Consider the following 18,698-nt stretch of genomic DNA (forward strand, 5'->3'; position numbering starts at 1 on the left):
CTCTCAGCCCAGCAGGACGTCGTCGTCGCCCAGGCGCTTGAGCTCCCGGTAGAGGATGGCGAGGCCGGTGACGATGGCGGCGGCGGATACGGTCGCGTCGATCAGCCTCAGCGTGTCCCCGTCACTGCGGGCCAGCTTGATCTGCTTGGCGACGCTGATCGCGCCGAACGCGGTGCTGCCGAGCGACACGTACAGCCCGGTCTTCGACTTCTTGAAGTTCTTTGCCTTCTTGGCCATGGCGGTCACAGCGACGGAGCCTCCTCGATCAACGGGTGGCCCCAGCGTTCCACGAACGCGGCCTCTACGGCGGCTCCCACCTTGTACAGGCGGTCGTCCTTGAGGGCCGGCGCGATGATCTGGAGGCCGACGGGCAGGTTGTCCTCGGGTGCGAGGCCGCAGGGCAGCGACATCGCGGCGTTGCCCGCGAGGTTGGTCGGGATGGTGCACAGGTCCGCGAGGTACATCGCCATCGGGTCGTCGGCGCGCTCGCCGATCGGGAAGGCGGTGGTCGGCGTCGTCGGCGAGACGATCACGTCGACCTGCTCGAACGCCTTCTCGAAGTCCCGCGTGATGAGCGTACGGACCTTCTGGGCGCTGCCGTAGTACGCGTCGTAGTAGCCGGAGCTGAGGGCGTACGTGCCGAGCATGATGCGGCGCTTGACCTCGTCGCCGAAGCCCGCCTCACGGGTGAGGGCGGTGACCTCCTCGGCGGAGTGCGTGCCGTCGTCACCGATGCGCAGGCCGTAGCGCAGACCGTCGAAGCGGGCGAGGTTGCTCGAACACTCGGACGGGGCGATGAGGTAGTACGCCGACAGGGCCAGGTCGAAGGACGGGCAGTCCAGCTCGACGATCTCGGCGCCCAGTTCCTTCAGGAGCGCGACCGACTCGTCGAAGCGCTGCACGACACCGGCCTGGTAGCCCTCGCCGCGGAACTGCTTGACGACGCCGACGCGCATACCGTCCACGCTGCCGTTGCGGGCGGCCTCGACGACGGCCGGGACCGGCTCGTCGATGGAGGTCGAGTCCATCGGGTCGTGTCCGGCGATCACCTCGTGCAGCAGGGCCGCGTCGAGCACGGTACGGGCGCAGGGCCCGCCCTGGTCGAGGCTGCTGCTGAAGGCCACCATGCCGTACCGGGACACCCCGCCGTACGTCGGCTTCACGCCGACCGTGCCGGTGACGGCGGCGGGCTGGCGGATGGAACCGCCGGTGTCCGTGCCGATCGCGAGGGGCGCCTGGTAGGAGGCGAGGGCCGCGGACGAACCGCCGCCGGAGCCGCCGGGGATGCGCGACAGGTCCCACGGGTTGCCGGTCGGGCCGTACGCGCTGTTCTCGGTGGAGGACCCCATGGCGAACTCGTCCATGTTGGTCTTGCCGAGGATGACGACGTCGGCCGCCTTGAGCCGCGCGGTGACCGTGGCGTCGTAGGGCGGGATCCAGCCTTCGAGCATCTTGGACCCGACGGTGGTCGGAATGCCCTTGGTGGTGAAGATGTCCTTGAGGGCGAGGGGTACGCCGGCGAGCGGGCCGAGCTTCTCGCCCCTCTCCCGCTTCTCGTCGACCGCGCGGGCCTGGGCGAGCGCCCCTTCCCGGTCGACGTGCAGGAAGGCGTGCACCTTCTCGTCGACGGCGCCGATGCGCGCGAGGTGCGCCTCGGTGACCTCGACGGCGGTCAGTTCACCGGAGGCGATCGCGGCGGCGATCGCGGCGGCGGTGAGCTTGATGATGTTGACGTTGCTGTCCGTCATGGTGATTAGTCCTCCCCCAGGATCTGCGGCACCTTGAAACGCTGCTGCTCCTGGGCCGGGGCGCCGGAGAGCGCCTGCTCGGGGGTGAGCGACGGACGGACCTCGTCCGCGCGCATGACGTTCGTCAGCGGCAGCGGGTGGGAGGTCGGCGGTACGTCTTGGTCGGCGACCTCGCTGACGCGGGCGACCGCGCCGATGATGTCGTCGAGCTGGCCGGCGAAGTGGTCGAGCTCTTCGCCCTTCAGCTCCAGACGCGCCAGTCGGGCGAGGTGGGCGACCTCCTCGCGCGTGATGCCAGGCATGCAGCGATCCTCAGGGGTGAGTGCGTGTGGTGAGCCCCAATCCTATGGGGCCCGACCAGATCCCCGTACATCGGTTTCCCCCACCCCACCTCACACCCACGCCACACAGGCAACACACCCCACGCGGACGACACGGACCGCGGGCCGGCCGGACGGCCCCACGCGGCCCGCACGCCGGACGGACGAAACCGTGCGGGCCGCGCGCGACGGACGGCCGGGACCGGCCGTGCGGGCCGCGCGCGACGGACGGCCGGGACCGCGCCAGGCGTCGTGCCGGACGGGTGGGCCCACGTGGGCCGCGCGACGGACGGGTGGGCCCCACGTGGGCTTCACAACGGACGGCCGGGACCGCGCAGGCGTCGTACCGGACGGGCGCGGGACCGCGCTGGGCCTCACCACGGGCGGGCGCCGACGGCGGGCTGGGCCCACGGGACACGCCCACCCGTCGGGACGCCTGTCACGGGTGGGCGGGTGGGAAAAAAGGTCCTTGCTCGTCCGCCGCTGCCGCGGGCAACGCGGCAGCGGGCCGCTGCCACCCCCGGGATCCCCGCGCCAGCAACCACGCCGTGGCCTCCTCCGGAGGCATCGCCGCGGCGACCAGCCACCCCTGAACCGCGTCGCACCCGAGGTCGCGCAACCGCTCCCACGTCTCGTCGTCCTCGACGCCCTCCGCGACGACGAGCAGCCCGAGCGAGTGCGCGAGATCCACCGTGCAGCGCACGATCTCCGCGTCCTCCGTGTCCACCGCGAGCCGCGCCACGAAGGAGCGGTCGATCTTCAGCTCGCTGACCGGCAGCCGCCGCAGATGCACCAGCGACGAGTACCCGGTCCCGAAGTCGTCGAGGGACATCTTCACGCCGTGCGCGGTCAGCGCGGCGAGGGTGTCCGCGGCCCGCTGCGGATCCTCCAGCAGGACGTGTTCCGTGATCTCCAGCTGCAGCGCCCCCGCGGGGACCCCGTGCCGGGCGAGCCGCGCGGCCACCGATCCCGCGAAGCCGGGGGTGTGGACGTCCCGGGGCGACACGTTGACGGCGACCGGCACCCGAAGCCCCTGTGCCCGCCAGCGCGCGACCTGCGCGAGCGCCGCCTCCAGTACGTACTCGGTCAGGTGCGGCATCAGACCGGACGACTCGGCGATGGCTATGAACTCGTCCGGCGGCACCTTCCCGCGCTCGGGATGCACCCACCGTACGAGCGCTTCAAGTCCTGCGACCTGCCCGTCGAAGCGCACCTTCGGCTGGTAGTGCAGCTCGACGTCCCCCGCGTCGAGCGCCCGTCGCAGATCGCCCAGCAGTCCGAGCCGGTCGGGGGTGTTGGAGTCCCGCTTGGACTCGTAGACCTCCACCCCCGTGCGGTCCCGCTTCGCCTGGTACATCGCGACGTCCGCCCGCCGCAGCAGCCCCTCCGCGTCCAGCGCGTGGTCGGGGAAGACGGCGAGCCCGGCGCTGGCCTCCAGCACGAGCGTCAGCCCGTCGAGGTCGAGCGGCGACCCGAGCGCGGTCACGAGGCCGCGGGCTACCCGCGTCGCCGAGGTCGTCGAGTCGGCGACGGGCAGCAGCACGGCGAACTCGTCGCCGCCCAGCCGCGCGGCCTCCGCCCCGCGCGGCAGGGCGACCCGCAGCCGGTCCGCTATCTGCAACAGCAGCCGGTCCCCGGCGAGATGCCCGAGGGTGTCATTCACGGACCTGAAGCGGTCCAGGTCGATCAGCATCAGAGCGGAACGCGCACCGATCCGTTCGGCGTCGTCGAGCGCCCGCCAGGTCCGTTCGAGCAGCCACTGCCGGTTGGGCAGACCCGTGAGGGGATCACGCAGTTGCTCCTCGGCCCGCGCCCGCGCTATCCAGAGCGTGGAGTCGAGGGCGATGAGGGGCACGGCGAAGAGCGGCAGGAGCGCGGGAAGGGCGATGGCGACTACGCAGATCAGCGGAGCGATTCCGAGCAGTGCGACGGCCACGAGCCCCTGTCTGACGAGTGCCGTGCGGGCGACGGTCGGCAGTCCCGGCGTGCGAGGCGCGTGGAGGTACCAGAGCAGCGCGCGGCTCACGAGGAGATACGCCCCGGCCGCCAACACCACCTGAGGCACGGTGAAAACGGTCCAGTTCTCCGGTTTCCAGGGCGCCTCGACGGACGGCACCCGGCCGAACGCGGCCAGCACCAGCGCCCCCGCGCCGATGCCGAGGATGTCCACCGCGCCGTGCAGGATGCCCTGGCGCCAGCGGTGCCGGCGGGCTATCCCGACCAGCACGACGACGGTGAGGCTGACCATTCCGGCCGGCACCCAGCCGTACAGCAGCAGGACGGCGAGGGTGAGGGCCGCTCCGGAGCCCGTGCCGCCCCACCAGCGGGACCGACCCAGGGCGACCAGATGCCCGACGATGACACCGACCAGGACGGCCAGCGCCCAGCCGGCCGAGCCGGACGGGAAGAGCGAGTGGTGGCCGGTGAAGGCGCGGTAGAAACCCGCGCCCAGCACGGCCGCGGCGGCCACGACGACCGCCTTGGGCAGCGCGGGCCAGGTCAGCTGCCGGTCGGTCTCCTGGCCGGGCAGCTGGGAGTGGGAGCCGTGGACGGCGGTGAAGCGGCCCGAGCCGGGCCCGTCCGTACCGCTGTGCTGTCCGGTGCCGTACCCCGGTGAGCCCGGTGCCCCCGGCAGGCCGGACCGCTCCGCGGGCCGGGTGACGCCGAGGCCCGCCCCGAGCTCCCGGCTTCGCTCCAGCAAGGGGTGCCCCCACCGCCGCACGCCGGTCATCCAGCGTGGGCGCAGCCGTGAGTCCGGAGCGGCGCTCTCGGTCGGTTCCATTCCCGTCCCTCTCACGGCCGGCGGTGCCCACGCCACGCGGCCCGACGCACGATCAGTCCCTCAACGGCTCCGCGTCTGAAGAACCCTTCCCCCGACTCCTGAAGAGCATGGGGGTGCCCCAACCGCAGCTGGGCACGGCAGGCGCAGACCTCAACAGTAGGCCGCAGAAGGCTCCTAAGGGCAGCGGTCGTCTACGGTTGCCCGAATGCGACACGGCCGCCCCTATGCATCTGGTATGCGCCGAACGGGTGGTCTTCAACCGCTACCCCTCGATCGGAAGTGCCGCTTCCGCCGCCGCCTCCGGTCCCTGTTCGAGCAGAACGGCGAAACCGTCCTCGTTCAGGACCGGCACTTTGAGCTGCATGGCCTTGTCGTACTTCGATCCAGGATTGTCACCTACGACAACGAAAGCCGTCTTCTTCGAAACAGAACCGGTCACTTTCGCCCCACGGCTCTGCAGTGCCTCTTTCGCTCCGTCGCGGGTGTGACGTTCCAGCGTGCCGGTGACCACGACGGTCAGTCCCGCGAGCGGACGGGGCCCCTCGTCCTCGCCGGAGCCCTCCTCCTCCATGCGGACGCCGGCGGCCTTCCACTTGCGGAGGATCTCCTGGTGCCAGTCGACCGCGAACCATTCCTTGAGCGAGGTCGCGACGATGCCGCCGACACCGTCGACCGCCTGCAGCTCCTCCTCGGTCGCCGCCTGAATCCGGTCGATGGACCGGAATTCGCGGGCCAGCGCCTCGGCCGCGACCGGACCCACGTGCCGGATGGACAGCCCGGTGAGAACGCGGGCCAGCGGACGTTCCTTGGCCGCCGCGATGTTCTCCAGCATCGCCAGGGCGTTCTTGCGGGGTGCGCCCTCCTGGTTGGCGAAGACGGTCGCGATCTTCTCCTCGCCGGTCTCCGGGTCCCGCTTGGGCAGTCCGCTGTCCTGGTCGAGGACGTACGCCCTGATGGGCAGCAGTTGTTCGATGGTGAGGTCGAAGAGGTCGCCCTCGTCCCCCAGGGGCGGCTGAGCGGGCTCCAGCGGCTTGGTGAGCGCGGCGGCGGCCACGTAACCGAAGTTCTCGATGTCCAGGGACTTGCGGCCCCCGAGGTAGAAGAGGCGCTCGCGCAACTGGGCCGGGCAGGTGCGGCCGTTCGGGCAGCGCAGGTCGATGTCGCCCTCCTTGGCGGGCGCCAGCGGTGTGCCGCACTCGGGGCACTCGGCGGGCATCACGAACTCCCGCTCGCTGCCGTCGCGCAGGTCGACGACCGGTCCGAGGATCTCGGGGATGACGTCACCGGCCTTGCGCAGCACCACCGTGTCACCGATGAGGACGCCCTTGGCCTTGACCACGTCCTGGTTGTGCAGGGTCGCGAACTCGACCTCGGAACCGGCCACCGTGACGGGTTCCACCTGCGCGTACGGCGTGACGCGGCCCGTACGGCCCACGCCCACCCGGATGTTGACCAGTTTGGTGTTGACCTCCTCCGGCGCGTACTTCCACGCGATCGCCCAGCGCGGGGCGCGGGAGGTCGAGCCGAGGCGGCCCTGGAGGGGGATCTCGTCGAGCTTGACGACGACGCCGTCGATCTCGTGCTCCACGGAGTGGCGGTTCTCTCCGTAGAAGGCGATGAACTCCCGCACACCGTCGAGGTCGTCGACGACCTTGCCGTAGCGGGTCGTCGGCAGGCCCCACTCGCGCAGCAGCTCGTACGCGTGCGAGAGGCAGTCGATGTCGAAGCCCTCGCGCGCGCCGATGCCGTGCACCACCATGTGCAGCGGGCGGGTGGCCGTGACGCGGGGGTCCTTCTGGCGCAGTGAACCCGCCGCCGCGTTGCGCGGGTTGGCGAAGGGCTTGTCGCCCGCCTCCACCAGACGGGCGTTGAGCTCCTCGAACTTCTCCATCGGGAAGTAGACCTCGCCGCGGATCTCCACGAGGTCGGGGATGCGCTCGCCCTGCAGGCGGTCCGGGATCTCCGCGATCGTACGGACGTTGGGCGTGATGTCCTCGCCCGTGCGGCCGTCGCCGCGGGTCGCCGCGCGCGTGAGACGCCCGTGCTCGTACGTGAGGTTGACCGCGAGGCCGTCGACCTTCAGCTCGCACAGGAAGTGGTACGCGGACGCGCCGACGTCCTTGGCGACGCGGTCGGCCCAGGCGGCCAGCTCCTCGTCGTCGAAGGCGTTGTCCAGCGAGAGCATGCGCTCGCGGTGCTGGACGGCCGAGAACGTCGTGAAGTCGACCGCGTCCGCGCCCGACACCTTCTGGGTCGGCGAGTCCGGGGTCCGCAGCTCGGGATACTCGTCCTCCAGTGCCTCCAGGGCGCGCAGGAGTGTGTCGAATTCCGCGTCGCTGACGATCGGCGCGTCATTCTTGTAGTACCGGAAGCGGTGCTCCTCGATCTGCTCAGCGAGCTGCGCGTGCTTCTCCCGTGCCTCGCTGGGCGCGGGCTGCGCAGCCGAGGCGGTCTGTGCGTCCTTGTCGCCGGCCACCGTGTCGTCCTCCGTCACTCTGGGTTGTCCGCGAGGGATCTCGCCGCCCGGACGCAGTGGGCGAGCGCCCTGCGCGCGTACTCGGGGGAGGCGCCCGCGAGTCCGCACGACGGGGTGAGCGTGACCGCGTCCGTGAGAAGCCCCGGACTCAGCCCCAGCCTGCGCCACAGCGTCCTGACACCCATGACGCTACCGGCAGGGTCTGACAACGGACCGTCCGTGCCCGCCACGACACCGGCGAAGAGCCGGGTCCCCGCCTCCACCGCTTCCCCGATGACGTCGTCGTCACGCTCGGTGAGCAGCGAGAAGTCGAAGGAGACGGCGCTCGCTCCGGCCCTGCGCAGCAGCGCGAACGGCACGTCGGGGGCGCACGAGTGCACGACGGAGGGCCCGCCCTCCTGCACGCCGATGACCTCCCTCAGCGTCGCCTCGACGAGCTGGCGGTCCACGGCCCGGTGGGTGCGGTAGCCGCTCGCGGACCGCACCTGGCCGCGCAGGACGGCGATGAGCGAGGGTTCGTCGAGCTGCAGGACGATCTCGGCGCCGGGGACACGGCGGCGTACGTCGGCGAGGTGTTCGCGCAGGCCCTCGGCGAGCGATCCGGCGAGGTCGCGGCAGGCTCCGGGGTCGGAGAGCGCGACCTCGCCGTTGTGCAGCTCCAGGGCCGCCGCGAGCGTCCAGGGGCCGACGGCCTGCACCTTCAGCGGCCCTTCGTAGCCCTGGGTGAACTCCTCCAGGGCGTCGAGGTCCTCACCGAGCCAGGATCTGGCCCGCTTGGTGTCGCGGCCCGGCCGGTCCCCGAGCCGCCAGCCGCTGGGCTCCACGCGCGCGTACAGCTCGGAGAGCATCCCCGCGGTCCGGCCGATCATGTCCGCGCCGGGGCCGCGGGCGGGCAGTTCCGCCAGGTACGGCATGCCCGTCTCCGGGCCCTCGAAGGTCCCGGCCACGCTCTTGGCGGTCTCCCGGGCGTCCCCGCCCGGCATCGACCCGATGCCGGTGGCGGGGCCGGGCCTGAACTCGCTTTTTTCGCTCACCCGGGAAGCCTACGGAACGGGCGGGGGCCCGGGGCCCGCGGGAGGCAGCGTGCATGCCCGGGGCCGGTCAGCGGCCGGGGCGTACCGTCAGGTCGTTGACCTCGGCGTCCTTCGGCAGATCGAGCGCCATGACGATGGTCGTCGCGACGGACTCGGGGTCGATCCACTTCGAGGGGTCGTACTCCTTGCCCTCCTGCTGGTGCACCTTGGCCTGCATGGCGCTCGCGGTGCGCCCCGGATAGACGGAGGTGACCCGGACCCCGTTCGCGTGCTCCTCGTGCCGCAGGGAGTCCGCGAGGGCCTTCAGACCGTGCTTGGAGGCGGCGTACGCGGACCAGTCGGCGTACGCGTTGAGCCCGGAACCGGAGTTCACGAAGACCAAATGTCCCTGCGTGAGCCGCAGTTGGGGCAGGAAGTGGCGGGTCAGCTCGGCCGGCGAGATCAGATTGACGTCGAGCTGATGACGCCAGGTCTTCGGGGTGAGGTCACCGACCCTTCCGAGGTCGATGACACCCGCGATGTGCAGGAGCGAGTCCACCCGGTCGGGCAGCGTCTGGTGGGAGAACGCCCAGGACAGCCGGCCCGGGTCCGCGAGGTCGCCGACGAGCGTCCGGGCGCCGGGGAACTCGGCGGCCAGCTCCTTCGCGCGGCCCGCGTCGCGCGCGTGGAGCACGAGTTCGTCCCCGCGCGCGTGGAGGCGGCGGGCGACGGCCGCGCCGATGCCGGAGCCGGCTCCGGTGATCACATGAGTAGCCATGCCCGCCATGCTCGCAGCACGCGCGCTCACCGCGTGCCGCGGCTCTCCTCCAGGTAGGCGAGCGCTCCCACGGCCTCTTCCGCGAAGAACACCAGGTCGGTGAGCGGCACGGGCAGGAACCCCTCGGCCTCCATGCGCAGGAACTGCTCCTTCAACCCGTCGTAGAAGCCGGCGGTGTTGAGCAGCACGACCGGCTTGTCGGTGTGCCCGTGCTTCTTCAGCTCCAGGATCTCGGTGGCCTCGTCGAGGGTGCCCGTCCCGCCGACCATGATGACGACAGCGTCGGCATTCTCAAGAAGCAGCGCTTTTCGCTCCGCGAGATCCCGCGCGACGATCATCTCGTCGGCACCGGGGCGCGCCTTCGCCGACAGGAACTCCACGGAGACGCCCACGAGCCGCCCGCCCGCCTCCTGCACGCCGTCGGCGACGACCTTCATCAGCCCGACGTCGGAACCGCCCCACACGAGCGTGTGCCCGCCCTTGCCAAGCAGTTCGGCGAACTCGCGGGCGGGCCGGGTGTAGCGCTCGTCGAGCTCGGCGGCGGAGAGAAAGACACAAATGTTCATGCGCTCAATTTACGGGTCGCCCCAGGCGTCGAGAGAGCATCCGGGAAGGGGAAGAACGCGACGGCGCCGAACGCTGCACTCAATGAGAACGCCACCTCCGCGCCACCTCAGCGCGACCTCTACCGAGGAGTCGAACCGTGACCAAGGGCCATCGCATCACCGTCGAGCAGGGCACCGAGCACGTCCGGGCGGTCCACAACGGCAAGGTGCTCGCCGACAGCACCCGCCCCCTGGTGCTGCGCGAGACGGGCCTCCCGCCGCGCTACTACCTCCCTCCGGAGGACGTACACGTGGACCTGCTGACCCCGTCGGACACGTCCACCCACTGCCCCTTCAAGGGAGACGCGTCCTACTGGTCACTCCCCGACGCCCCGGACCTGGTCTGGGCCTACCCGGACCCGAAGCCGGAGGTCGCGGAGATCAAGGACCACTTCTGCTTCTACGAGGTGGAGACGGTCACGACGGCCTGACATCGGGCGTCGACACCGGTCCGTGCGGATCGAGGACCCTGGGCCCCGCACCGCGGTGACCGCCGATGCGGCGACGTCGGACCGCCGGTCGAGCACGGCCTCCGCCCCTGCGGAAGGAGTGGAGGCCGTGTCCAGTGCCGGTCAGGGGTCAGCGGTCAGCAGGAGCGGGCTCCCGTGTACACGTACCAGACGGGGTACCAGTTGGCGGACTTGAAGTCGCGTGAGGTCGTGGGTGCGGAGGCGGGAGCCGGGTAGCACGCGATCAGCTCACCAATCGCACCCCCGTCGAACGTCTCCGCGTCCACGCCGCCGGTCTGGTTGTTGATGATCCACTGGTAGCTGCTGTTGTAGTTGAAGTTGTGGACGGCGTAGGTCTTCTCCACGTACAGCCGGAAGACGTACCAGTAGTTCCTCGTGCTCGTCTGGTTCGAGAGAACGTAGAGACAGACGTAGGACCGGGCACACGGGGGCAGGTAGTCCCGCGACTCCTCACCGCGCGGCCGGTCCATCCACCTCCATGGGCCGTCGATGCCGTCGATCGACGGTTCACCGGCGGCGCTGATGTAAGGAGCACCACGGGAGTCGGGCTCGGCGGCAACGTTCGGGGCGACAGCGATCGCCGACAGCAGCATGGCCAACGCCGCGACGAAGATCGCGACAGACCTTGCTTTCACGCTTTCCTTCGCGCTTCCTATCGCGGTTCGCGCCAATTTGATCACCCTGTGACCCTCCTGTTCACAGCGAGTGGCCGTTATCGGACCGCTCGGGTCGGGATCAATGAATTACTCAACGAAGTGTGAACGAGGCACTCGCGATATCTCTATCGACTGGCTGCACACCGCTTTAGTGTCCGCGCACTGTTTCGCACTCCGTGGCACCGAACGACGTGATGACCGGCCGCCCCTGGCGCGGCACGCCCGGTCCCGGTCAGGAGTGATCGACTTTTACCCGGGTCGCCTTCCGCCTCCGCACCTCGGGCACGCCCGAACCACTCTTGAACAAGGCCGACGTCTGGACCAGCACGTACGGGTGCGCACCTCCAGCCCTCGACGCGCCAAACACCGCGGACGACGGCTTCGGAACGGCCAGACCGCACTGCCGGTTGGTCACCTGCCCTCTGCGCTGCCGCAGATGAAAGTGGCCTCGCCCAGATGGCTGGGCGTGAGACGGACCTGTGTGAGGTGCTCGGCGAGGGCGAGAGCGGCCGGAATTGCCAAATCCGTGTCAGGGTCGGAGCCGAAGTCGTCGGTCGTGATGGGCTCTTCCGGGAACTCGAAGCCGAGATTCCGGATGACATGCAGGAGGTCATCCGGGCGAGAGCCGTGGCGGTGACCGGCGTCACGAAGGTCGAACTGCAGGCGGCGGTCCGTGTCCTCGGCCCAGAGGAACGAGCCGTCACTGTTGGCGTTGCCGTTGTCGTAGTGGGAGATCCAACGGGTATCCACGGAAGCCTGCAGTGCCTTTTCTTCGTTGACGCCCTGCCAGCCGTTGGGCTCGACCATGAGCGTCCACCGGCCGATCAAGGTCATGCCGAACAGTGTCCGCACGGCGGTACCGGCGAACGGGGCGGAGACGTCGTAGGCGGCTTCGACCAGTTCCGAGATGCCGGTGCGTGCGGGTTCGGTTCGGCCTCCGAGTCGATGCAGCAGCTCCGCCGGAGGGACCTCGTGGACGAGGGTGATGCAGTAGGACTCCGCGAGATCCTGGAAACATTCCTCGAACCACATGTAGTCACTGGTAGTCGCACTCATACCGGTGATCCTTGTTCATACCACTGACAAGGCTTGAGTTGGCTCATGCACCAGAGGGATCGGAGCGTTCACTGCGGCCATTCCGCTCATGACGGTGAACACGAGGCTGGGACATGGCAAGCCGCTTGCCGAGTCCTTCCACTGGCCGTTGGCTGGGCAGTCCGCCACCCGCATGGAGTTCGGTCAACCCGTGGACGGTCAGCACGGCACGAAGCATGCGGTGAGCGCTCCCGGGGCGCCGCGCCAGGTCGTCCGAGCCTCTCTGTTCGAACCGTCGCACACGTCAGTGGCAAGTCCGGGACTGCAGCCGATTCCAGCAGAGATCCGCTGCGCGTCGGGCTAGCCCACAGCTCCGCGCCACAGCTCCGGTTCCGCATCCGCGAATCGACGCTCCAGGTCATCGAGATCGGTGAGGACGGCCCTCATCGCGTGCCGGAACGCCGCCCCGTGACCCGTCGTTCTGAGATGGACGAGTTCGTGGACCAGAATCAGATCGATCAGGGTGGGAGGCAGTTGCATGAGCGCCCAGTGCACGGCGATGTGTCTGTCGTCGCGGTCGCAGGAACCCCAGCGTGCACCCAGTTCGCACGCCACGACCTTCTGTGGATTCACTCCGGCTCGGTCCGCGAGCGCTTCCGCTCGTGCTGCCAGCCAGGACGTGCCTCTCGTGGTGTACCAGTCGGCAAGGCGGCGAACCCCGTCCTCGCGGGTGACGGGGCGGGGCAGTTCCAGCCAGCCCCGGTGCATACGCACCTTCCCGGCGGCTCCTGTGGGCAGTACTCGGAGCCGGTACCGGCGGCCGAGATAGGCGTAACTCGCGCCACTGACCAACTCCTTCACCGGCTGGCCGGGGCGTGGTCCGCGCCTGCGCACTTCGGCGGCGAGGCGGGGAAGCCGCGCGCGCACCGCTTCGGCGACAGAGTCCGGCTCGGCGTTCGCGGGGACGGCGAAAAGCACCGTCCCCTTCTCGTCGACCTCGATGCCCAGGGTCCGACGCCGTGGCCGGACGACCACCTGCCACCGCCACTCCGCGGGCAGCGGCAACGCGGCGAGCGCTGACTCGACAGTGATGCTCACGCGCTATTGGTATCACTGGCGACTGACATCGCCGGTCAGCGGTGCGGCAGCTGCGCGAACCGTCCGAAGGCGGTCACCGCAAGCCACCGGGGATCATCGAGGATCACCGCCACGCGCCCGGAAGTCGTCCTGTCGGGCCTCGGCGAGTCGTACCAGCTCTGCCGCCACCTCTGCGGTGTCCTCCCACTCCATTCCAAGATGCGTCTCCACCGAGCGGCGCAGGGTTCTGCGGGCGTCGATCCGCGTCGCGGACGAGGTCCTGAAGGACGGCATGCGCACCAGGTCCACGATCGTGCCGGTGATCACACGCACCGCGCCCTGCAAATCCACATCTTCTGGCAGAGGGAGCATCCCCGCCTCGTCCAGCGCCTTCGCGAGCGCCCGGCAGACGGGACCCTCGGTGAGCGGATCGAGTCCGGCCGCCCTGTCCGCGCTTCCGGCGCGGGCCTCCGCCTCGTTGACGTCGCCGACCAGTCTGGCGAGGTCGGCCGCCGCCTGTTCGCTGTCGTCGCGCATCTGCCGGACGATCGCGTCCAGACGCTCACTGAACCGGTCGTACGTCGCCCGGTCGCCGGCCAGGCGCGCGGTGATGCGGGTGCGCAGGGAGCTTTCCATGTACGCGATCCGCGCGCGGGCATCCGGGTTGGCGTTGACGTGTTCCATGAATCCGGGGTCACTCAGGTCGATGCGCGGGACCCGGAGTTCTGCCTCGTGGGCCAGCAGGTGCTGTGCGATGAGCTGCCGTACCTTGGCGCCGTAGCGGCGCGGGCTGAACTCGTCCCGTCCGTCGAGGTAGCGGCGGCGTACGAGGTACTGGACCTCTCCGAGCCGTCCCGCGAGCCGCTCGTACGGCAGGGCCGCCGGGCGCGGCAGGACCGCGCCGAGGGCCGAGAGGAAGTCCCGGACCACCTCGTCGAACTCACCCCGCACGATCGGGTCACGCAGTACGTCGAGGAGGTCCTCACGGCGGCTCTCGTCGTCGAGCGTGACGATGCCGTACGCGTCCCGGTCGGCGAATCCCTGGCCGTCGAGGAACCGGAACAGGGCGTCGTGCAGGTCGGTGAGGAGCCGGTCGGCAGCCGCGTCGGCCTGGAGCAGCAGACCGTCGCCCGTCGGCTGATCAGGCGGATAGTGGCCCTGCTCGTCGCGTTCGAGGTGGTCCACGTCGACCCGGTCGTACCCGTACACCTCACGCAGGTGCCGCTCGTCGTAGCCGCGCAGCATGCGGGCCAGTTCCGGGCCGACGCCCGCGTAGTCGACGACCAGGCCCCACGCCTTCCTCGGGTACGGGCGGTTGGTCCGTGCCACGGCCTGCAGCAGGTTCACGCCGCTGATGGCCCGGTCGAGGTAGAGGACCTGTTCCACGGGCGCGTCGAAGCCGGTGAGCAGCATGGCCTGGACGACGAGGAAGGCCAGCGGCTCCTCGCGTTCGTCCGCCGTCTCGCTCTCGCCGTTCTCCGCGTTCCCTCCGTCGGGTTCCGTGCCGCTCCCACCCGCATCACCCGTAGGCGGAACATGCCACTCATCTCCCTGACCCGGATCCTGGGCGAGGCCCTGCCCTGCCGGACCGTGCGGATCGGCGTCCCAGGAGGGGTCGTCCGCGGCTGCCATCGGGTCGCCGAGTCCTTGCAGGAAGCGTTCGATGTAGGCGTCCTGGCGTGACTTGAGCTTCCACCGGCGCCAGCTCTCGGGGTCACTGCCCGCCATGGTGGGCGACCGCTCCGAGATGACCACGGCGGCGTCGACGGAGCGCAGCAGGTCACGCTGCCGCTGGACGGTGAGGAGTTCGCGTGTCACCTCGTCGGCGTCCAGCGACGCGTTCGGATCGTGTACGAGGTCGGGGTCGAGGGCGTCGATCTTGGCGAGGAGCTGGTCACGGGCTTCGAGCAGGGCTTCGCGGTAGCGGACGGCGGCGAGCCTGGAGACGGCGACCACCTGGGCGCCGAAGCGGTCTGGCAGCGCGTTCACCGCCCAGTGCCTGAGCATGTGCGCCGCCTTCGCCGCGATGACGGTCGGCGCCTCCTGGATTTCCTTGCGGCGCGCGAACTTCCGCAGCACGCGACGCCGTTGATCGGGGTCACTCGGCACGCGTTCGTCGAAGCGTGCGTCGAGGGCCGCCTTCTCGATGACCTCCAGGGGTACGTCCCACGCCTCGTAGCGGACGGGGACGACCGAGCCGTCCCGCTCCGCGTCGCGCAGTGTGTACGTGTCGGCGAGGCCGCCGAAGATCGCCTCGGTGGTCCTGCGTGCCTCGTCAATGATGGGCGTACCGGTGAAGCCGATCAGGACGGCGTTCGGCAGCATGCTGCGCAGGCGGGCGTGCAGCCAGCTGTCCTGGCCCCGGTGGGCCTCGTCGACCAGGACGACGATCCGGGGGCTCTCGTTGGCGGGCACGTTGTGGATCCGTGCCGGCTCGTCGTCGGTCCCGAGGGTTTCCGCGCTGCCGTCGTCGGCACTGTCGTCCTTGCGCGCCTTCTGGAGCATGACGAGAACGACGTCGGGGACGTCCACGGCGAGTTGTGCGCGAGCATCCGACACCGACACGGCGCGGTGAACGGTCTCCTCGGCGGCGGCCAGGGACCGGCCGATCTGCCTTTCCAGATCCCGGCGGTCGGTGACGACGACGACCTTGTGGGTTCTGAGTTCGGCGTCGCTCCTGAGATGCCGGACGAGAAAGGCCATCGTGAGGCTCTTGCCGGAGCCCTGGGTGTGCCAGATGACGCCCCCGCGATGGTCGGCGGCATCGCCTCTCGCGATGGCGTTCTGGCGCTCCCGCAGCCTGCGCGTGAGAGAGGTGACCGCCCGGAACTGCTGGTAGCGGCCGATGACTTTGACCGTACGGCCGCCTTGTAGCCGCTCGGTGGTGAAGTCCCGCACCAAGGCGAGCAGATGAGCGGGCGTGAGCAGCCCGGTCACCAGCACGGCCATGTCGTTGCCGGACGCGGTCACGGGTGCCGGCGCGGTCGTACGCCACGGGGTGAAGTACTCGGGGTCGGCCGTGACCGTACCCAGCTCGGCGTGGTCCCGGTCGGTGGCGACGAGTACCTGCGCGAAGCGTGTGAGCTCGGCGACGGGAGCGGCGGCGTACACACCCGCGTACCCGACGACCTGCGCGACGGCCGCATCCAGGGCGGAGCGGCTGTCGGTGCCGGAGGTGAGCGGGGCCTTGCACTCCACGACGGCCCAGGGCAGACCGTTGACGAAGAGCACGAGGTCGGGGGTTACGGGGCCGCCGTCGAGGCGCTCGACCCGGAACTGGGAGACGGCCAGCCAGTCGTTCCCGCCCCGTCCGTCGCCCGCCCCGTCGCCGTGCTTGCCGTCCCAGTCGACGAGCCGTACGAATTCGGGGTCGCCCTCTTCCCACCCGATCAGCGTGCGGGCGTTGACGCCGTCACGCAGGAGCCGGGTCGCCTGGAGGTTTCCGGCGACACCGGGTTCCGCGCGGTCGTCCTGCCCCCTGGCGACCCCGCGTACGAGGGCGAGCAACGCGTCGAGCTGGGTGGCGTCAAGCCAGGGGCGGCCGTCCGCACCGGGGTTGATCCGGGAGACGGCCCTCTTGAAGCGCTCCGGACAGACGGTTTCCTCGAAGGACCGCCGTTGTGAGGCTGCAGGGTCAGTGGCGGGTGAGCCGGGTGCCGCCCCCTCCAGGTGCTCCCACCCGAGACTCACCAGTTGCTCGATCAGCGGCCGTTCGGTCTTCTCGTACTCCGGTAGCGCCCGCCCCACTGCCGAACTCCCGCCCGTCACCGCGTCGTCAACAACCGTCCCACCGCTCCCCCGCGAAGCGTGCGCGCAACTCTATCCACGAGAGGGTGGGCGCGGCGGGGACACAGTGACGGGAATCAGCCAGCGGTGCGGGGGCGCGGTTGCGGAGAAGAGGGGGCGGGCGCTCCGGTTCAGGCGGCGAGCGCAGGTGTCGGCGTGCCGTCCACAGGCGGAACGGGCAGGTTCAGCTCGAACCAGAGTGTCTTGCCGCCCGGACCCATCGGCTCACCTCCTATGGCGCAGCCACCCCACCGGTCGGCGACCGTACTCAGGATCAGCAGGCCGCGCCCGCCGTGGGCGTGCTCCTCGGGCCAGTCGGATGTTGCGCCTAGGGCGGCACTGGGCAGGGCGGGCAGATCGGGACTCATGTCCCAGACGCTGACTCGCAGTACGGGGTGCAGCCACTGGAGCCGGACGGAGGCGGGGCCCTTGGTGTGCTGAACGGAGTTGGTCGCGAGCTCCGAGGTCAACAGCTCGGCTCGGTCGACGAGTTCGGCGAGACCGTGGGCGGTGAGGACCGCTCGGAGTGTCACGCGGGCGATGCCTGGTCCTCGTGGGTCGCAGGGGAAGTGGACCTCGTAGTACCAGGGGGCGGTGAAGGGGAGGGGTGGGGGGTGGGCGAGCCCCGTGAGGGGGTCGAGTGCGGGGAGGAGGTGGGGGGTTGCGTGGGGTGGGGGTGGGGCGGGGCTCAGGTTTTTGGGGGTCGGGGATGTGGGCGACTGAGAAGCGGTCTGGGACGCGGTGGCGGTAGGGGGAGGGTGGTGGATCTGGTTCTCGTGCTGCGCTCGGGCGTGCTCGGTGCTCACGTGACACCTCCTGGGGTGTGGGGTCGTTGAGTCCAAGTGGACTTACTCCACCGGTTGTTCGACCGCTGTCACGATGGCTCTGCCACGCCGCGCCTGCCGTCCCGGGCGGGCAGGAGGGGGTGGTGCACTCTCGGTTCTAGCGGTGGAACTGGTGACTTGGGTCATACCGTAAGGCACAGCTGCGTCACACGTGAGTCAACTAATCCGAACGAGTGGTTGAGTTGTTGCATCACTAGAGAGTCACCAGCAAAATGGCCAAGCTCGCAGGCACGAGAGAGGACACATGGCTCCACGACACGCCCCTACCGCCCGCCATCGCCGACTGGCCACAGAGGTGCGCCGCATGCGTGAACAGGCGGGCATCTCCGCGCAACAAGCCGCTTCACTGCTCAACGCCGACCGGACGCTGGTCTCAAACATCGAGGCAGCCCGTACGGGTCTCAGCGAAGAACGCGTACGGCAACTGGCGAGCATCTACAGATGCCCAGAACCATCGCTGATTGACGCGCTCGCTTCCCTGATCGGGCCACGGCGACCCACTCACTGGTGGGATGAGTACCGAGGGAAGATCCCCGAGGGCCACCTGGAAGTGTCTGAGGTGGAATACTTTGCAAAGCGCATCCGCACAGCGCAGACCGTGCACCTACCGGGGCTGCTCCAGACCGAGGAGTACGCCCGCGCGATCTTCGAGCTGACAGTCCCCAAGCTCTCGCGACTCGAAGTAGAACTGCGCATCGCCCATCGGCTCGGGCGGCAGAAAATCCTCACTCAGAGCAACCCAACTCCATACGTCGGCATCATCCACGAAGCCGCTCTGCGTTTGAAGTTCGGCGGCCCGGGTGCCGCCCGAGCACAACTTGAATACCTGGCAGAAGCCTCCGAGCGTGACAACGTCACGCTCCTGGTCATCCCCTTCAGCCTGGGCGGCTTCCACGGAGCCGGACAGTCGGTCCTGTACGCGGAGGGCGTGGTACCGCAGTTGGACACAGTCCAACTGGATACAGAGTTGGGTTCCCACTTCGTGGATGCTCCAACTCCGCTGACGAACTATCGTTCCCTGTTGGAGCTGATGGAACAAGCAGCGTTGCCTGCGGACGATTCGCAGAGGCTCATCCGTTCCATCGCACACGAACAATGAGGAGACCG

15 protein-coding genes are annotated in these 18,698 nt (G+C 69.7%); 2 read left to right on the forward strand and 13 right to left on the reverse strand.

The features are described from left to right. Positions 1-3: 3 nt before the first annotated feature. The 8 genes from ACZ60E_RS28740 to ACZ60E_RS28775 all read right to left on the reverse strand — a co-directional run bounded on the left by ACZ60E_RS28740 (position 4) and on the right by ACZ60E_RS28775 (position 9,683). A complete protein-coding gene (locus tag ACZ60E_RS28740) occupies positions 4-237 on the reverse strand; it encodes a hypothetical protein (protein WP_210889627.1) in 234 nt (77 codons plus the stop codon). Between the two features lie 5 nt (positions 238-242). Next, positions 243-1,748 carry an Asp-tRNA(Asn)/Glu-tRNA(Gln) amidotransferase subunit GatA gene (gene gatA / locus ACZ60E_RS28745; RefSeq protein ID WP_469444177.1) on the reverse strand — a complete coding sequence of 502 codons (1,506 nt, stop codon included), beginning with the start codon at positions 1,746-1,748 and terminating at the stop codon, positions 243-245. 5 nt (positions 1,749-1,753) lie between these two features. After that, a complete protein-coding gene (gatC, locus tag ACZ60E_RS28750) occupies positions 1,754-2,050 on the reverse strand; it encodes an Asp-tRNA(Asn)/Glu-tRNA(Gln) amidotransferase subunit GatC (RefSeq protein ID WP_015036350.1) in 297 nt (98 codons plus the stop codon). Positions 2,051-2,507: 457 nt separating this feature from the next. Next, positions 2,508-4,850: a putative bifunctional diguanylate cyclase/phosphodiesterase gene (locus tag ACZ60E_RS28755; protein ID WP_469444179.1), complete on the reverse strand. Its 2,343-nt coding sequence runs from the start codon at positions 4,848-4,850 to the stop codon at positions 2,508-2,510. Between the two features lie 262 nt (positions 4,851-5,112). After that, positions 5,113-7,326, reverse strand: coding sequence for an NAD-dependent DNA ligase LigA (gene ligA / locus ACZ60E_RS28760; protein WP_469444281.1), 2,214 nt, complete (start codon positions 7,324-7,326; stop codon positions 5,113-5,115). A gap of 14 nt (positions 7,327-7,340) precedes the next feature. Then, positions 7,341-8,360, reverse strand: coding sequence for a methionine synthase (locus ACZ60E_RS28765; RefSeq protein WP_384807614.1), 1,020 nt, complete (start codon positions 8,358-8,360; stop codon positions 7,341-7,343). 67 nt (positions 8,361-8,427) lie between these two features. Beyond that, positions 8,428-9,126 carry an SDR family oxidoreductase gene (locus ACZ60E_RS28770; RefSeq protein WP_469444282.1) on the reverse strand — a complete coding sequence of 233 codons (699 nt, stop codon included), beginning with the start codon at positions 9,124-9,126 and terminating at the stop codon, positions 8,428-8,430. Between the two features lie 17 nt (positions 9,127-9,143). Continuing rightward, a complete protein-coding gene (locus ACZ60E_RS28775; protein WP_384279469.1) occupies positions 9,144-9,683 on the reverse strand; it encodes an LOG family protein in 540 nt (179 codons plus the stop codon). A 137-nt stretch (positions 9,684-9,820) separates the two neighbouring features. Between ACZ60E_RS28775 and ACZ60E_RS28780 the strand changes: the two genes are divergently transcribed. Further along, on the forward strand, positions 9,821-10,153 hold the full coding sequence (locus ACZ60E_RS28780; RefSeq protein ID WP_469444180.1) for a DUF427 domain-containing protein: 333 nt from the start codon (positions 9,821-9,823) through the stop codon (positions 10,151-10,153). Between the two features lie 155 nt (positions 10,154-10,308). On the opposite strand, the gene ACZ60E_RS28785 is transcribed toward ACZ60E_RS28780, so the two are convergent. From ACZ60E_RS28785 to ACZ60E_RS28805, 5 genes are all read right to left on the reverse strand, one after another. Further along, entirely contained in the window at positions 10,309-10,827 is a 519-nt protein-coding gene (locus tag ACZ60E_RS28785; RefSeq protein WP_469444182.1) for a hypothetical protein, read from the reverse strand. Between the two features lie 432 nt (positions 10,828-11,259). Beyond that, complete coding sequence (locus ACZ60E_RS28790) at positions 11,260-11,904, reverse strand: DUF6461 domain-containing protein (RefSeq protein WP_469444184.1); 645 nt, start codon at positions 11,902-11,904, stop codon at positions 11,260-11,262. A gap of 339 nt (positions 11,905-12,243) precedes the next feature. Continuing rightward, positions 12,244-12,981 carry a M48 family metallopeptidase gene (locus ACZ60E_RS28795; protein ID WP_469444187.1) on the reverse strand — a complete coding sequence of 246 codons (738 nt, stop codon included), beginning with the start codon at positions 12,979-12,981 and terminating at the stop codon, positions 12,244-12,246. A gap of 93 nt (positions 12,982-13,074) precedes the next feature. Next, positions 13,075-16,707: a type I restriction endonuclease subunit R gene (locus ACZ60E_RS28800; RefSeq protein WP_469444189.1), complete on the reverse strand. Its 3,633-nt coding sequence runs from the start codon at positions 16,705-16,707 to the stop codon at positions 13,075-13,077. A 170-nt stretch (positions 16,708-16,877) separates the two neighbouring features. After that, positions 16,878-17,279 carry an ATP-binding protein gene (locus ACZ60E_RS28805; protein ID WP_469444192.1) on the reverse strand — a complete coding sequence of 134 codons (402 nt, stop codon included), beginning with the start codon at positions 17,277-17,279 and terminating at the stop codon, positions 16,878-16,880. A gap of 556 nt (positions 17,280-17,835) precedes the next feature. Here ACZ60E_RS28805 and ACZ60E_RS28810 point away from each other — a divergent pair. Then, positions 17,836-18,690, forward strand: coding sequence for a helix-turn-helix domain-containing protein (locus ACZ60E_RS28810; RefSeq protein WP_469444194.1), 855 nt, complete (start codon positions 17,836-17,838; stop codon positions 18,688-18,690). The last annotated feature ends 8 nt before the right edge of the window (positions 18,691-18,698 follow it).

It is taken from the genome of Streptomyces sp. NPDC102514 (assembly GCF_055584525.1).

Coding starts and splice junctions, on each gene's coding strand:
- ACZ60E_RS28740 (WP_210889627.1), bottom strand. CDS start 237: ATGGCCAAGAAGGCAAAGAACTTCAAGAAGTCGAAGACCGGGCTGTAC.
- gatA (WP_469444177.1), bottom strand. CDS start 1,748: ATGACGGACAGCAACGTCAACATCATCAAGCTCACCGCCGCCGCGATC.
- gatC (WP_015036350.1), bottom strand. CDS start 2,050: ATGCCTGGCATCACGCGCGAGGAGGTCGCCCACCTCGCCCGACTGGCG.
- ACZ60E_RS28755 (WP_469444179.1), bottom strand. CDS start 4,850: ATGGAACCGACCGAGAGCGCCGCTCCGGACTCACGGCTGCGCCCACGC.
- ACZ60E_RS28770 (WP_469444282.1), bottom strand. CDS start 9,126: ATGGCGGGCATGGCTACTCATGTGATCACCGGAGCCGGCTCCGGCATC.
- ACZ60E_RS28775 (WP_384279469.1), bottom strand. CDS start 9,683: ATGAACATTTGTGTCTTTCTCTCCGCCGCCGAGCTCGACGAGCGCTAC.
- ACZ60E_RS28790 (WP_469444184.1), bottom strand. CDS start 11,904: ATGAGTGCGACTACCAGTGACTACATGTGGTTCGAGGAATGTTTCCAG.
- ACZ60E_RS28810 (WP_469444194.1), top strand. CDS start 17,836: ATGGCTCCACGACACGCCCCTACCGCCCGCCATCGCCGACTGGCCACA.